This is a genomic window from Nostoc sp. DedQUE02 (genome assembly GCF_034531035.1).
Taxonomy (GTDB): domain Bacteria; phylum Cyanobacteriota; class Cyanobacteriia; order Cyanobacteriales; family Nostocaceae; genus Nostoc.
In genome coordinates this window covers 262,034-275,945 of record NZ_JAVRBY020000005.1, presented here as the reverse complement: position 1 = coordinate 275,945, position 13,912 = coordinate 262,034, and the positions used below count along the sequence as shown (strand labels likewise).

Below are 13,912 nucleotides of genomic sequence, written 5' to 3'. Positions count from 1 at the left end.
AAAATTAAGTTATCTTTAAAGAATAAAGCATTTAGTGTGGTATTAATCATCTGCTCTACCTCAAGGTCGGGATGACTCTGTTAAGCGTTTTCTGGGGTTATACTATCCTTCTATCCAAGCAACAAGTTTGCTTGGATAGAAGGCAGCACAAGCATCTACTGTCGATACTTCCTAAAATAGAAATACAGATATTTAGTTAGAGTTTAAATTGAAGAGCGATCGCGCTTCAATCTACAGGAAAGTAAAAGTGCGTAGCTTGCCACCGTAGGCATTGTGTTTTACAACATAAATTAATTAGCATCCCAAAATACTTTTAACGCCATTAACCAATTCAACTACTAATTGAAATCATGCGGTGGTTATAGCAATTGTATTAAGCATTGCTCTTTACCTATTTTTGCAGTTACCTTAATTGAGTCAATCACAATAGCGCGATAAGCTAGAGTTAGCAGCAGAATTGATTCACAACTGGCAAAAAACTAGCCTGGGGTAACGATGGCAACAGAACAAAAGCACAGCAATTATTTATCAGAAGCCGAAAGCCGTTTGCGTCAACTTTCTATTGAAAAGTTGCGATTAGCAGTTGCGTTTCTGGCTTATTTGCAAGAAACAGAAGAAAACGAAGTTACTGAAAAATTATTATTAAATATTCCTGATTTTGCCAAATTTTTGCGCGAAATTGAACAAAATGAAGACAAATTAGAAAATACTGCCTCAAATCAAATTGCCTCAGATGAAGAAGTATGGCAGGCTTACTTAGCAGTTGAAAAAAAATGGGAAGAGGTATTCCTTCAGCTTGCAGACTCTTAAATTTCTCACTATTTCTCAAGTCTTAGATATTCACCAACGCCAAATTCAAAGATTTGGTGGAACATCAGGTGTGAGAGACGAAGGTTTGCTAGATTCAGCACTGGCACAAGCTCAAGCTACTTTCGGCGGTGAACTTCTCCATCCAACAATTCACGAGCAAGCAGCAGCATACTTTTACCATTTAGCAATGAACCATCCGTTTATTGATGGCAATAAGCGTACCGCTTTCGCTGTTATGCTTACTTTTTTGAGCTTAAATGGCTACACTCTCAACGCATCCCAAGAGCAAGCTTACAACTTGGTGATTCAAGTAGTTTAGAAAGAAATATCCAAAGAAGAATTATCTACATTTCTGCAACTGTACTTACAGGGCAAGTAAATCGATAGAATAATGCTCTGTCCCCCCAGAGTGCATTACTTCCATGACTGCAACCTCAAAACCAGCTTTTTCCCCCCAAGAAATTGCGGCTGTTGGTCTTAAACCAGAAGAATACGCAGAAATTGTCCGTCGGCTAGGCCGTCATCCCAACAAAGCTGAACTGGGAATGTTTGGCGTCATGTGGTCTGAGCATTGCTGTTATAAAAATTCTCGACCTTTACTCAAACAATTTCCCACCGATGGCCCCCGCATCCTTGTGGGGCCTGGTGAAAATGCTGGTGTTGTAGACTTGGGTGATGGACTCCAACTAGCTTTTAAGATTGAATCTCACAACCATCCCTCAGCAGTCGAACCTTTTCAAGGAGCTGCAACGGGAGTCGGAGGTATTCTCAGAGATATTTTTACAATGGGTGCGCGTCCCATTGCCCTATTAAACTCGTTACGCTTTGGTTCCTTAGAAGATCCCAAAACCCAACGACTGTTTAGCGGTGTGGTGGCAGGAATCTCTCATTATGGTAACTGTGTGGGAGTACCCACCGTTGGCGGCGAAGTTTACTTTGACTCTGCTTACTCTGGTAATCCTCTGGTGAACGTTATGGCATTGGGGTTGATGGAAACCTCAGAAATCGTCAAATCTGGAGCATCTGGCTTAGGCAACCCCGTGCTGTATGTTGGCTCCACCACTGGGCGCGACGGTATGGGAGGCGCGAGTTTTGCTAGTGCAGAATTGAGCGATCAATCCATAGACGATCGCCCTGCTGTGCAAGTAGGCGATCCCTTTTTGGAAAAATCGTTAATTGAAGCTTGTCTGGAGGCGTTTAAAACGGATGCAGTTGTCGCCGCCCAAGATATGGGAGCTGCGGGAATCACCTGTTCTACCTCAGAGATGGCGGCAAAAGGCGGTGTGGGAATTGAACTAGATTTAGATAAGATTCCCGTCAGAGAAATAGGGATGGTTCCTTATGAATATCTGCTTTCGGAATCTCAAGAACGAATGCTGTTTGTTGCTCATAAAGGGCGCGAGCAAGAATTAATTGACATTTTCCACCGTTGGGGACTTCAAGCCGTTGTTGCTGGTACAGTCATCGCCGATCCGATTGTGCGAATTCTCTTTCAGGGTGAAGTAGCAGCAGAAATTCCCGCTGAAGCTTTGGCAGAAAATACCCCACTGTATAACCGGGAGTTATTGGCAGAAGCACCAGAATATGCGCGTCAAGCTTGGGAATGGACACCTGATTCCTTACCTCCTTCCACAACTGCTGGAATAGAACTTCCAGGAGGACTGCAAAATTGGAATGATATTTTGTTAACTTTGCTCGATACACCCACGATCGCTTCTAAAAATTGGGTATATCGTCAATATGACCATCAAGTACAAAATAATACGGTAATGCTACCAGGTGGTGCAGATGCTGCTGTTATTCGTTTGCGCCCCCTAGAAGAGGGGCGGGGGAGCGGGGGGGCAGAGGAGCAGAGAAGAATTTTCAATGCCCAAAGCGGTGTGGCGGCAACGGTAGATTGCAATCCTCGTTATGTTTATCTTGACCCCTACGAAGGAGCTAAGGCAGTGGTGGCAGAAGCTGCACGTAATCTTAGTTGTGTGGGTGCTGAACCTCTGGCGGTGACGGATAACCTAAATTTTGGCTCTCCAGAAAAACCCATAGGTTACTGGCAATTGGCAGAAGCTTGTCGCGGTTTGGCGGAAGGTTGCCGAGAATTGGCAACACCAGTCACGGGTGGAAATGTGTCTTTGTACAATGAAACTCTTGATTCTCAAGGCATCCCCCAACCCATTTATCCCACTCCTGTTGTCGGTATGGTGGGCTTGATTCCCGATCTAACCAAAATTTGTGGTCAAGGTTGGCAAGCCTCCGGCGATGTAATTTATCTTCTCGGATTACCTCTGGCATCCAAAATCAGTTTGGGAGCATCTGAATATTTAGCTACTATCCACGATACTGTTGCCGGAAAACCACCACGGGTAGATTTTGACTTGGAACGCCGCGTCCAAAAAGTTTGTCGTGAAGGAATTCGTAATGGCTGGGTACGTTCAGCTCACGATTCTGCTGAGGGAGGAGTGGCGATCGCACTAGCCGAATCTTGTCTTGCTGGTAATCTTGGTGCTCAAATCAATTTAGAAATAGCACCAACACAGTTAAACCGTCTCGACGAGGTGTTGTTTGCCGAAGGTGGTGCCAGAATTTTAGTTTCTGTAGCATCAGCACAACAAGAAATTTGGGAATCATATTTACAGGAACATCTGGGTCAAGAGTGGCAAAAACTGGGTGTAGTTAGTAATTTTGAGACGGGTTTGGGGGTTTTCACCACTGATAACCAAACCTTAATCAAAGTTAGGATCGAAGATATGAGCGATCGCTATTTCCATGCGATCGCCAAACGTCTCGCCATCCATACCACTACTTCTGAGCGCTGAATGCGGAGTATTTAGACTTCACTCACAACTATTAGCGTCTCTGAGCAAAATTACGGTACTGTTTTAATGGATGGTTAAAGATTTGTTAAGAACTCCGCAGCCATCTATATAATCCCAGTGACTGACTACCGATTTGAAATTTTGAATTTTAGATTTTGGATTAGAGGCGTTGCTTCTAGTTCAAATCTTTCTCTTAGTGAGCAAAAAATCTAAAATAGCCATTCTAAAATCCCAAGCCGCATCTATTACTACGGTGCGATCGATCCAAAAGACGCTCTCTACGAGACGCTGCGCGAACACGGACTCGCTCTAAGCGAAGCCATGCCGAAGGCTTTACGCTCCGCTATCGTCAATAGTTCGACTGAGTGTAGCCGAAGTCTCAAATCCAAAATTGATTGACCCCCCCACCAGGAGCAAAGCTAGCATGATTTCTATTCATTCTGTCACTTCGGATGAATACCCCGACCAGACCAACAACCCAATCAATAGTCATGAAAATCAACCTGACAAGCCAGAAGAAGCTTGCGGTGTTTTCGGGATCTACGCTCCAGGAGAAAATGTTGCTAAACTGACCTACTTTGGATTGTACGCCCTCCAGCATCGGGGTCAAGAATCAGCTGGTATTGCCACTTTTGAGGGGACAAAGGTACATCTCCACAAAGATATGGGCTTGGTGTCTCAAGTTTTCAATGAATCTGTTTTGGATCAATTGCCCGGTAGTCTTGCTGTTGGTCACACTCGTTATTCCACCACAGGTTCTAGTCGCAAAGTTAATGCCCAACCCGCAGTGCTGGAAACCCGTTTAGGTACAATAGCGCTTGCACACAATGGTAATTTAGTCAATACTGTGCAATTGCGTCAAGAGTTGCTTGAGAATAAATGTAACTTAGTCACCACAACAGACTCAGAAATGATCGCTTTTGCGATCGCCGAAGCCATAGATAAGGGCGCTGATTGGCTAGAAGGTGGAATTCAGGCATTTCAACGTTGCCAAGGAGCCTTTAGTTTAGTTATTGGCACTCCCGTCGGCGTTATGGGTGTCCGCGATCCTAATGGAATCCGCCCCTTAGTAATCGGCACTTTGGCTGGTAATCCAGTCCGTTACGTTTTGGCTTCCGAGACTTGTGGTTTAGACATCATTGGAGCCGAATACCTGCGAGACGTAGAACCGGGTGAATTAATTTGGATTACTGAAGAAGGTTTGGCTTCTTATCATTGGAGTCAAAAATCTGAGCGGAAATTGTGTATCTTTGAAATGATTTACTTTGCCCGCCCTGATAGCGTCATGCACAACGAGAGTTTGTACAGCTATCGAATGCGATTAGGACACCAGCTAGCTAAAGAATCTTTTGTAGATGCCGATATTGTCTTTGGTGTTCCTGATTCTGGTATACCTGCTGCTATTGGATTTTCCCAAGCGTCTGGTGTCGCTTACGGCGAAGGACTGATTAAAAATCGCTATGTTGGGCGAACCTTCATTCAACCAACCCAAACCATGCGGGAATCGGGTCTGAGAATGAAACTCAACCCCCTCAAAGATGTACTGCTAGGTAAACGAGTAATTATTGTAGATGACTCGATTGTAAGGGGTACTACCAGCCGTAAATTAGTCAAAACTTTGCGTGAAGCAGGCGCAGTAGAGGTACACATGCGAATTTCTTCTCCGCCTGTAACTCATCCCTGCTTCTATGGCATCGATACCGATTCTCAGGATCAGCTAATTGCTGCTACCAAGTCAGTAGCAGAAATTGCCAAGCAACTGGAAGTAGACAGCCTCGCCTATCTGAGTTGGGAGGGAATGCTAGAAGCGACACGAGAAGACACCAATAGTTTCTGTTCTGCCTGCTTCACCGGAGATTATCCCGTGGCGATTCCTGAGCAAGTGAAACGTTCTAAGCTGATCTTGGAAAAAGTAGTGGTGTAGAAGCTGAGGGTATTAGATATACGTGTCAACTTAACGTGAAAGTTATGTCCTGCAAGGAACTGAAGTTCCTTGCTAATAGCTAAAGTCATCTAAAAGATGACTAAATAATCGGAAAAATCTTTAGTCTACTTCAGTAGACTTTAGCTATTAGCCCTGAAATTTATTTCAGGGCGGGTGTGGAAGCCAACAGATAAGAGATTTCTAGCTTAAGTTGACACCAATAGTCTCCGACTGGCAACGAGAGACACTCCAGGCAAAACTCTTAGCAAATCCGAATCAAGTTGATGAATAGGGCAAGTCATCGCCCCATTTACCTTTACTAACTCAACTCAATTGTTCAAACTTAAATTTCCCTTTAATAAACTTGTTAAAGTATTGACCATCAGACGGTGCATTTTCTAAGCCTTCCTTTACACTAAGGGGTACTTTGAAATACTCATAAACACTTCCATTGTCAAATTCAATAGTTAGTGTTTGAGTTGTTGGATCGTAACGAAATTCTTTAACCAGGCTGCTGGAAGGCTTGAGTAAGGGGAAGGCGATCGCATCCCGAATACTGGCACAATCGGTTAATAACATTACCAAGCGATCGATCCCAATCCCTAAACCACCTGTAGGCGGCATCCCATATTCCAAAGCTGTCAGAAAGTCTTCATCTACACCTTGGGCTTCTAAATCACCAGCAGCTTTTCGCGCCGCTTGGGCTTCTAAACGTTCTCTTTGGTCGATGGGATCGGTCAATTCTGAGAAGCTATTCCCAGTTTCTCGCCCGACTATAAATAACTCAAATCTTTCCACCAAACCAGGCACAGAACGGTGAGGTTTTGCTAAGGGCGAAATTTCTACAGGGTAATCAATTACAAAGGTAGGTTGAATTAAATTAGCTTCTACTTTCTCTTCAAAGGCCAAATTTAGTAACTTACCAATTGATTGGGCTTCATCTATACCAGGAATACCAGCATTTTTACTTGCTGTTTTTGCTTCTTCCAAACTTTGGAACGAATTAAAATCCAAGCCGGTAAATTCTTTAACTAAATCGTGCATTGTCACCCGTCGCCAAGGTGGTGTTAAATCTATCGGTTCCCCTTGGTAAGTGATTTGCAATGTACCGAGTACATCTTGGGCAACAGTAGTAATAATCCCTTCAGTCAACGCCATCATATCGTTGTAGTCGGCGTAGGCTTGGTAAATTTCAATCGTCGAAAATTCGGGATTGTGTCGAGTCGAAATTCCCTCATTGCGGAAAACTCGCCCCAATTCAAACACCTTTTCAAAACCACCCACAATCAACCGCTTGAGATGGAGTTCTGTGGCAATTCGCAGATACAATTCCATTTCTAAAGTGTTGTGGTAGGTGATAAATGGACGGGCATCTGCACCCCCAGTCTCACTTTGCAAAACTGGAGTTTCAATTTCCAGAAAATCTCGCTGTTCCAAATAGCGGCGAATACCGGCAGTAATTTGAGCGCGACGGCGGAAAGTTTGCCGCACTTCAGGGTTAACAATCAAGTCAACGTAGCGCTGACGGTAACGCTTGGCAACATCCGTTAATCCATGCCACTTGTCGGGTAGGGGCAACAGGGATTTAGTAAGGATAGTATATTGTTTAACGTAGACAGATAACTCGCCCTTTTCAGTCCGTTTAATAGTACCTTTAACTCCCAGGATATCGCCTGCATCTGTGAGTTGTTTTAAATGATTGAAGGCATCAGCATCAATATCTGCCATGCTTTCTTGGATGCGATTTTTATCCAGATAAAGCTGAATTGTACCGGTTTCATCTTGCAAGGTGAAAAAAGCCAATTTACCGAAAACGCGACGCGCCATAATGCGTCCAGCTATGGCAACTTCTAAATCGACTTCTTCACCATTGGATAAATCGGCAAATTTTTCTTGCAACTGCGCTGCATGATGGGTGGATTCCCAACGATAGGCATAAGGATTAGTCCCTAGCTGCTTGAGTTGTTCTACTTTCTCCAGCCTTGCGGCTCGGATATCTTCTTCCGACATGGTAACGAACTAAATAGGGCAAGATTAATTATAGATGCTGCCAAAGTTGAGAGTAAGGAATAATCGCCTAAAAGTGATGTCCCATGGCTAAAGGAAATACATAATGACACAAACTAGAATCCGCCTGTGGACTGTAAACGAATATCACTGGATGTTTGAAACGGGTATTATTACAGAGGATGAACGGGTAGAACTGATTGATGGGCAAGTTATCCCGATGAGTGCCAAAAATCCTCCTCATACAGCACAACCCTATGTGCATCTGATTATCTCAAGCGGCTGCTAGCAGAAGTTACCTTAGTTCGGGTACAAGATCCCATTCAGTTAAGCCAATATTCGGAACCTGAGCCAGATATCGCTGTTGTCCGCATCGATTCGCGAAAGTGTATCGATCGCCATCCCGCACCAATACGCTTGGGTTAAGCAAATTTATCTGTTAAGGCAGGCTGTTCTTGAGCAGGGGAGGCTTCGGGAGCAGGGGGAGAGAAAAAAGCTTAACTGAACTGTATTGCATCCCGCACCCAATAAAATCTTTTTATTAACTTTCCTTGCGTATTTGTCAAGATTTTGAGATATTAAATTGAAAAATCAATTCAGATAGAAACTTATGACAACCGAGCAAGAGCTTCAATCTCTTTTTAATACCTTAGATAGCGATCGAGATGGCAAAGTCTCCATTAATGATCTTTTTTTAAGTCCTGGTTTAAGTGCAATCATCTCATCAGAAACAAATACCACTAGTCCCCAGGAGTTACTAGTACAGTATGATTCGGACAAAGACGGTAGTATTACCTTTGAACAGTTAAAGGAAGCAGTTGAGAAAGCAAATAATTTAAACTAGCAGTCAAAAAATCAACGCCACACTCACCCCAAAATCTGTCTCTAGCCCACACTAAATCCCTCTCTAGGCAACTATTGAGGGATTTGCTTTTATTTGCCAGTGACATCATTCTTGCTAGTAATAACCTACCATCGACTCTGTGCCACCTCTCAGAGGGTTTTCGATTGGTTAATGATTTTGATTATTCAATCCACATTCCGCAAGTGCGATCGTAAATGCTGTATATGTACAGAGGGAATTGTTGCCTACTGGATTTTGGATGTGAATCAGCATCAGGTTTATGTTTTCCGCAAACCAGATTTGGAAAGCTACAATCTTGAATTTATTTTGCAAGAGGATGCAACGTTATCCTTGATTGCCTTTCCAGAAATTTAAGTCCAGATTAGTCAAATGTTTCCATAATTTTTACAAATAAAACCTTTACTTATCGGCTATTTTTAGCAAATGCCTAGATGAGATTGCTTTCATTTTTAAGTTAGTAAATTGGACGATCGCCTTTACAAAATCTTGCTGTTCTGGTTGCAAATTTAATTTTTCTAGGGCTTGCTTGATATTATTACCAGCCCGGAGATTGTGAGTAAGTTGGGCACGTTGGGCTGAGTTTAACACTGCCTCAATTTCCCTATTTCTTCTCTGACGCACAGCCTGGAGTTCTTGCCGTTGTAAAGGAGTCAGGTTAATCTCTGACGAGGTGGAATAGCTTGCAATTTTGGTAGTTTGGGCGAAAATAACACCAGAAGTAGTATTAATTTGAACGGGTGCAGCTAAGGCAATTCCCGGCATGAAGAGGACAAGAGCAAGAATATTAGCTAACACAGATAGCCGTTTTGTCAAGTAAATTGCCATATTGAGAAATATCTAGTACACTGCGGCAGAAGTTTGCTTACTTTAACAAGTTGCTCAAGTCCCAAAACCAGGAATTAAACGCTTGAGGGCACGACCGGCAACGTCACCATAGCGCAGTTCTCCACACAGAATTTTACCCATAATTTTTGCACCGGAAGGACGCTTAACACCAACTTTGTAGCCAATGCCAGGAAAGCGATAGAATGCCCCACCTAATTTTTGCGCCCAAGCCATCTCAGTACCCCATTCTTCATTAATGGCTTCGCTATATTTTTCTAAAGCGTTAGTATCGCCAGAAAGTGCCTCATTAATGGCTCCTGCTGCAATTAAACCGCTAAAAATTGACGGACGAATGCCTTCTGCTGTCATCGGATCGACTACACAAGCAGCTTCCCCAGCTAAAACTGCATTTTGAGTATGCAACTTTTGGTTGCCATCCCACAAGCAAAGAGGATAACCATATTGCTTGCCAGTTTTGATATCTACATTAAACGATCGCGCGTACTCATCTAAAATTTTCTTAAAATCCTGGGGTTTGCCGCCGACAAATGTACCGACACCAATGGAATAACCATCCGCCTTCGGGAAATTCCAAATGTAGCCGTTTTTCACCAAGCCAAACTCGAAATGAATTGTAGATTTATCCTTGACTTCCGCAGCAACTTCTGCCTCCAAAGCTCCTGCTAAACGGCGTTTGCGGTCTTTGAAGCCTAGCCATTTTGCCATTGGCCCTTTGACACCATCAGCCGCGATTAAGTAGCGACCTGTAACTGAGCCATTAGCTGTGTGAACTTGCCAGTAGTCGCTTTGAAACTCAATACCCGTTACTTCCGTATTATCTCGTAGTTCCGCTCCTTGTTTTTGCCCTTGCTGTACTAGGAAATGGTCAAAAGTATCTCGTCGCACCATCCAAACTGGTTCTTTAGTGGCGATTTTAGCTTCTACGGGGTCGCCCAAATTCCAGGTAAAGCGAAGGGAGTCGGCTTTTACAGAAATTACTGGGCTAAAATCAAAGTCAAACCATTGAGCGATCGCTGGAGATACACCACCACCACAAGGTTTATATCTTGGCAGAGATTCTTTTTCCAACACTAATACTGAGCGGCCTTGCTTGGCTAAATGATATGCAGCTGTTCCACCAGCTGGCCCTGCGCCGACGATGATGCAGTCGTACATATTGAATTTTTGCTCCAGAATTAGTTTATTTTCTATTGAGTAGGGGCAATTTATGAATTGTTCCTACTTTAATTATTCATGTCTACTTACTTACTCGATCAATTTTTCTAGGATTTATGCAATAACTTAAGAAATGATAAAGGCTGAAGAATTTATCCATTATCCTTCAGGCTTTATGCTTAAGACTTTAGACTTTAAACAGTCGTGATGTCTTTTTCTTTTTCTGCCAACAGTGCATCTATTTTGGCAGTATACTCATTTGTCAATTTTTGCAAGCTATCTTGCTGATCTTTCGATTCATCTTTGGAGATTTCAGAGGCTTTCTCCTGTTTGCGAATGGCGTCTATAGCATCACGGCGAATGTTACGAATAGCAACACGACCCTCTTCAGCATACTTGGATGCCATTTTGACAAATTCTTTACGGCGTTCGCTCGTTAAGGGCGGAATATTCAACCGGATTACAGAACCGTCGTTACTGGGTGTTAAACCCACATCTGAGAGGGAAATAGCCTTCTCAATGATGTTTAGGGTGTTGCGCTCGTAGGGTTGAATTAAGATTGTCGTAGCATCTGGCGTGCTAATATTTGCCAGTGATTTTAAGGAAGTAGGCGAACCGTAATAGTCCACCAATACCTTATCTAATAAACTCGCATTGGCGCGACCAGTGCGAATCGAGTTAAAAGCTCGTTGAGTTGCCTCAACGGTTTTTTGCATCGTACTTTCAGCTTCAGCTAATTTCACAAGAACCTCCCACAAGGGTGCCGATGGATTCTCCCAAGACTGCTCGGTGGATATTTCCTCGCACCGTTAGATCAAATACCAGAATTGGGATATTATTTTCTTTACACAAGGCGATCGCAGTACTATCCATCACCCGCAAATCTTGGGCTAAAACGTGCGCGTAGGTTAAGCTATTGTAACGCTTGGCGTCAGGATAAATATGAGGATCGGCATCATATACTCCATCGACTTTGGTGGCTTTAAAAATCACCTCAGCATCAATTTCTGCTGCTCTTAATGCCGCAGTAGTATCTGTAGTAAAAAAGGGATTTCCAGAACCAGCACCAAAAATTACCACCCGCCCTTTTTCAAGATGACGGATGGCACGACGACGAATATATGGTTCTGCTAATTCTTGCATAGCGATCGCAGTTTGCACCCGCGTCTGTACTCCTATGCGTTCTAGCGAATCTTGCAGGGTCATGGCATTCATTACCGTGGCAATCATCCCGATATAGTCAGCAGTTGCCCTGTCCATCCCCGACGACGCTGCTTTAACGCCACGAAAAATATTGCCGCCGCCAACAACTATGGCGATTTGAGTACCAGTGGCTATCACCTCTGCTAATTCTTGTGCTATTCCTTTGACCACTTCTGGATCAATTCCATAGCCCATGTTGCCCATTAAGGCTTCACCGCTCAGTTTGAGTAAAACCCGTCGGTAATTCGTTCCCATGAAGTTACGCTTTATCAAAAAAGTTGCAATTGCCTCCAATTTAAGATAACAGTTACAGGGACAATCTATGTCTAGTTACGCCAAATCAATGTAGTACCGATTGGCTCTGTTTGTGGTATGGCTATTTCTTCACCTTTAAACAGAGAAGCGATCGCAGTCCTCAAATAATCCTCTCCCACTGAGAATGGTTCTTGGGGATGATTATCAATTTTACCTTTGTAACGGACTATACCGTTAGTATCTATGAGAAAAGCCGTTGGTGTTTTTGTTGCACCGAAACTACCGGTCACATCTTGCGTTGAGTCCCACAAGTAGGGGAAATTCAACTGGTGACGTAAGGCAAAAGCTTTCATATTTTCAAAGCTTGACCTAGTGTCGTAGTCAACATTACTACCATTGAGTCCAATTAGTGTGAAGCTTTTGGGGGCAAATTCGGCTTGAATGTTTTTTAATCTGCCTAAATACCGATCGACATAAGGGCAGTGATTACACATAGAAATAACGCCGACTGCTCGGAACTTCTCAAGATAACGCCTGAGATGGTGTACTTGACCATCAATTCCTGGCAATTCAAAATCTGGTGCATAGCTCCCGACGGGAGTATCAATTGTTTCTAGTAGATTCATGATTTCTGGCTCGCAGAACTAGGAACAAGAAAAATATTGTTAAATTCAGCGTCAGTTTCCAGTTGCAAACCACCCCTTAGCCGATGCCTCATATTCGCCAATCTTATAGACCAAATTTGCGATCGTAAATTGTGAAACTACTGAATCTAGCACTGATGCTAATTCACTCACATCTAAAAAATAGCCCAAATATTACTCATATTAGAAACGTTATGATTTTTAATACTGACATAATCTCAGTTGTGAGTAAATTACCTCTATCAATAAGATGAAAATCGATACTGGATAAAACTATTAGCTTAGAAGCTTTTGTGGTATATGTATAGGCTATCACTAGAGCCAAGAATTTATTTTGAAAATCTGATAAATTTTCTGCAAATTCAAAACAATTTTACTTGTGCTTTGTTGCTAAAAAGCTTTTAGCATTCTTTACGTCAAATTTACCATGACAACTTCAAGTTCAAAAACAGCACTTAACTCTACAAAAACCTGGATTTGGCAAGATTTTTCGATCTGTTACCAAACCCAAGGAACTACTGGGCCAGCTGTTGTCCTGGTGCATGGATTTGGTGCTTCTTGGTGGCACTGGCGAAAAAATATTCCGCTATTAGCACAAAATTGTCGCGTTTATGCGATCGATTTGATTGGTTTTGGCGCTTCTGCAAAACCTCAGCCTGGTGAAAAAATTAACTACACACTAGAAACCTGGGGACAGCAAGTAGCAGATTTTTGCCGTGAAGTTGTGGGTGAGCCAGCTTTTTTAGTGGGAAATTCCATTGGCTGTATTGTCGCCATGCAAGCAGCAGTCAGCAACCCAGATATTGCCTTGGGAGTTGCTTTGCTCAACTGTTCTTTACGGCTATTGCACGATCGCAAACGGGAAACTTTACCTTTATCTCGTCGTTACGGAGCGCCTTTGTTGCAACGAGTTTTATCTATTAAACCAGTTGGTGATTTCTTTTTCAATCAACTCGCAAAACCGAAAACGGTGCGGAAAATTCTGCTGCAAGCTTATGCCAATGCTGAGATGGTGACAGATGAGTTAGTAGATATTCTCACTTCACCAGCAAGCGATCCGGGGGCTGGGGCTGTGTTTCTGGCTTTTACTTCTTATTCTACAGGGCCATTACCAGAAGACCTTTTACCATTGTTACAGTCTCCGGCAATTATTTTGTGGGGAACAGCCGATCCGTGGGAACCAATTAAGTTAGGGAGAGAATTAGCTAACTTTCCCCAAGTAGAAAAGTTTATTCCTTTAGAGGGAGTTGGGCATTGTCCGCAGGATGAAGCACCGGAGTTAGTCAATCCGATTTTACTCGATTGGATTTTGGAGCGATCGCGGTAATCATTTGTGAGAGGTTAGAATACAGTCAATTATTGTCAATCAGCTAAAATACATTTCTAGTTA

The 13,912-nt window shown here is 43.0% G+C and carries 15 protein-coding genes; 8 read left to right on the top strand and 7 right to left on the bottom strand.

What is annotated here, in order from left to right; all coding sequences use genetic code 11:
* The first annotated feature begins 495 nt into the window (after nucleotides 1-495).
* The 4 genes from RMX98_RS07855 to purF all read left to right on the top strand — a co-directional run bounded on the left by RMX98_RS07855 (nucleotide 496) and on the right by purF (nucleotide 5,547).
* Nucleotides 496-810: a hypothetical protein gene (locus RMX98_RS07855; protein ID WP_322677394.1), complete on the top strand. Its 315-nt coding sequence runs from the start codon at nucleotides 496-498 to the stop codon at nucleotides 808-810.
* Nucleotides 797-1,129: a type II toxin-antitoxin system death-on-curing family toxin gene (locus tag RMX98_RS07850; RefSeq protein WP_322677393.1), complete on the top strand. Its 333-nt coding sequence runs from the start codon at nucleotides 797-799 to the stop codon at nucleotides 1,127-1,129. Before RMX98_RS07855 ends, RMX98_RS07850 begins: the two co-directional genes overlap by 14 nt.
* Before the next feature lie 103 nt (nucleotides 1,130-1,232).
* Nucleotides 1,233-3,623, top strand: a complete 2,391-nt coding sequence (purL, locus tag RMX98_RS07845; RefSeq protein WP_322677392.1) for a phosphoribosylformylglycinamidine synthase subunit PurL — start codon at nucleotides 1,233-1,235, stop codon at nucleotides 3,621-3,623.
* A 424-nt stretch (nucleotides 3,624-4,047) separates the two neighbouring features.
* A complete protein-coding gene (gene purF, locus RMX98_RS07840; protein ID WP_322677391.1) occupies nucleotides 4,048-5,547 on the top strand; it encodes an amidophosphoribosyltransferase in 1,500 nt (499 codons plus the stop codon).
* 324 nt (nucleotides 5,548-5,871) lie between these two features.
* Here the strand turns inward: purF and lysS are convergent, their stop codons facing one another.
* Nucleotides 5,872-7,557 (bottom strand): lysine--tRNA ligase, encoded by a 1,686-nt coding sequence (gene lysS / locus RMX98_RS07835; protein WP_322677390.1) that lies wholly within the window; start codon nucleotides 7,555-7,557, stop codon nucleotides 5,872-5,874.
* Nucleotides 7,558-7,660: 103 nt separating this feature from the next.
* Between lysS and RMX98_RS07830 the strand changes: the two genes are divergently transcribed.
* Nucleotides 7,661-7,843, top strand: a complete 183-nt coding sequence (locus RMX98_RS07830) for a hypothetical protein (RefSeq protein WP_322677389.1) — start codon at nucleotides 7,661-7,663, stop codon at nucleotides 7,841-7,843.
* Between the two features lie 6 nt (nucleotides 7,844-7,849).
* Here RMX98_RS07830 and RMX98_RS07825 read toward each other — a convergent pair whose 3' ends face one another.
* Nucleotides 7,850-7,984, bottom strand: coding sequence for a hypothetical protein (locus RMX98_RS07825; RefSeq protein ID WP_409881298.1), 135 nt, complete (start codon nucleotides 7,982-7,984; stop codon nucleotides 7,850-7,852).
* 180 nt (nucleotides 7,985-8,164) lie between these two features.
* On the opposite strand from RMX98_RS07825, the gene RMX98_RS07820 reads away from it, so the two are divergent.
* Both RMX98_RS07820 and RMX98_RS07815 read left to right on the top strand, forming a co-directional pair.
* A complete protein-coding gene (locus RMX98_RS07820) occupies nucleotides 8,165-8,398 on the top strand; it encodes an EF-hand domain-containing protein (protein WP_322677388.1) in 234 nt (77 codons plus the stop codon).
* A gap of 171 nt (nucleotides 8,399-8,569) precedes the next feature.
* Nucleotides 8,570-8,773, top strand: coding sequence for a hypothetical protein (locus RMX98_RS07815; protein ID WP_322677387.1), 204 nt, complete (start codon nucleotides 8,570-8,572; stop codon nucleotides 8,771-8,773).
* Nucleotides 8,774-8,818: 45 nt separating this feature from the next.
* Here RMX98_RS07815 and RMX98_RS07810 read toward each other — a convergent pair whose 3' ends face one another.
* The 5 genes from RMX98_RS07810 to RMX98_RS07790 all read right to left on the bottom strand — a co-directional run bounded on the left by RMX98_RS07810 (nucleotide 8,819) and on the right by RMX98_RS07790 (nucleotide 12,504).
* Nucleotides 8,819-9,244, bottom strand: coding sequence for a hypothetical protein (locus RMX98_RS07810; protein ID WP_322677386.1), 426 nt, complete (start codon nucleotides 9,242-9,244; stop codon nucleotides 8,819-8,821).
* 54 nt (nucleotides 9,245-9,298) lie between these two features.
* Entirely contained in the window at nucleotides 9,299-10,420 is a 1,122-nt protein-coding gene (locus RMX98_RS07805; RefSeq protein ID WP_322677385.1) for a geranylgeranyl reductase family protein, read from the bottom strand.
* A 194-nt stretch (nucleotides 10,421-10,614) separates the two neighbouring features.
* A complete protein-coding gene (frr, locus tag RMX98_RS07800; RefSeq protein WP_322677384.1) occupies nucleotides 10,615-11,163 on the bottom strand; it encodes a ribosome recycling factor in 549 nt (182 codons plus the stop codon).
* Nucleotides 11,150-11,878 carry a UMP kinase gene (gene pyrH, locus RMX98_RS07795; RefSeq protein WP_322677383.1) on the bottom strand — a complete coding sequence of 243 codons (729 nt, stop codon included), beginning with the start codon at nucleotides 11,876-11,878 and terminating at the stop codon, nucleotides 11,150-11,152. Before pyrH ends, frr begins: the two co-directional genes overlap by 14 nt.
* Nucleotides 11,879-11,949: 71 nt before the next feature.
* Nucleotides 11,950-12,504, bottom strand: a complete 555-nt coding sequence (locus tag RMX98_RS07790) for a thioredoxin family protein (protein ID WP_322677382.1) — start codon at nucleotides 12,502-12,504, stop codon at nucleotides 11,950-11,952.
* A 445-nt stretch (nucleotides 12,505-12,949) separates the two neighbouring features.
* Between RMX98_RS07790 and RMX98_RS07785 the strand changes: the two genes are divergently transcribed.
* Nucleotides 12,950-13,849, top strand: coding sequence for an alpha/beta fold hydrolase (locus tag RMX98_RS07785; protein WP_322677381.1), 900 nt, complete (start codon nucleotides 12,950-12,952; stop codon nucleotides 13,847-13,849).
* Nucleotides 13,850-13,912 lie beyond the last annotated feature (63 nt).

Coding starts and splice junctions, on each gene's coding strand:
- RMX98_RS07815 (WP_322677387.1), top strand. CDS start 8,570: ATGATTTTGATTATTCAATCCACATTCCGCAAGTGCGATCGTAAATGC.
- RMX98_RS07820 (WP_322677388.1), top strand. CDS start 8,165: ATGACAACCGAGCAAGAGCTTCAATCTCTTTTTAATACCTTAGATAGC.
- purF (WP_322677391.1), top strand. CDS start 4,048: ATGATTTCTATTCATTCTGTCACTTCGGATGAATACCCCGACCAGACC.
- pyrH (WP_322677383.1), bottom strand. CDS start 11,878: ATGGGAACGAATTACCGACGGGTTTTACTCAAACTGAGCGGTGAAGCC.
- RMX98_RS07790 (WP_322677382.1), bottom strand. CDS start 12,504: ATGAATCTACTAGAAACAATTGATACTCCCGTCGGGAGCTATGCACCA.
- RMX98_RS07785 (WP_322677381.1), top strand. CDS start 12,950: ATGACAACTTCAAGTTCAAAAACAGCACTTAACTCTACAAAAACCTGG.
- RMX98_RS07805 (WP_322677385.1), bottom strand. CDS start 10,420: ATGTACGACTGCATCATCGTCGGCGCAGGGCCAGCTGGTGGAACAGCT.
- RMX98_RS07810 (WP_322677386.1), bottom strand. CDS start 9,244: ATGGCAATTTACTTGACAAAACGGCTATCTGTGTTAGCTAATATTCTT.
- RMX98_RS07855 (WP_322677394.1), top strand. CDS start 496: ATGGCAACAGAACAAAAGCACAGCAATTATTTATCAGAAGCCGAAAGC.
- lysS (WP_322677390.1), bottom strand. CDS start 7,557: ATGTCGGAAGAAGATATCCGAGCCGCAAGGCTGGAGAAAGTAGAACAA.
- purL (WP_322677392.1), top strand. CDS start 1,233: ATGACTGCAACCTCAAAACCAGCTTTTTCCCCCCAAGAAATTGCGGCT.
- RMX98_RS07830 (WP_322677389.1), top strand. CDS start 7,661: ATGACACAAACTAGAATCCGCCTGTGGACTGTAAACGAATATCACTGG.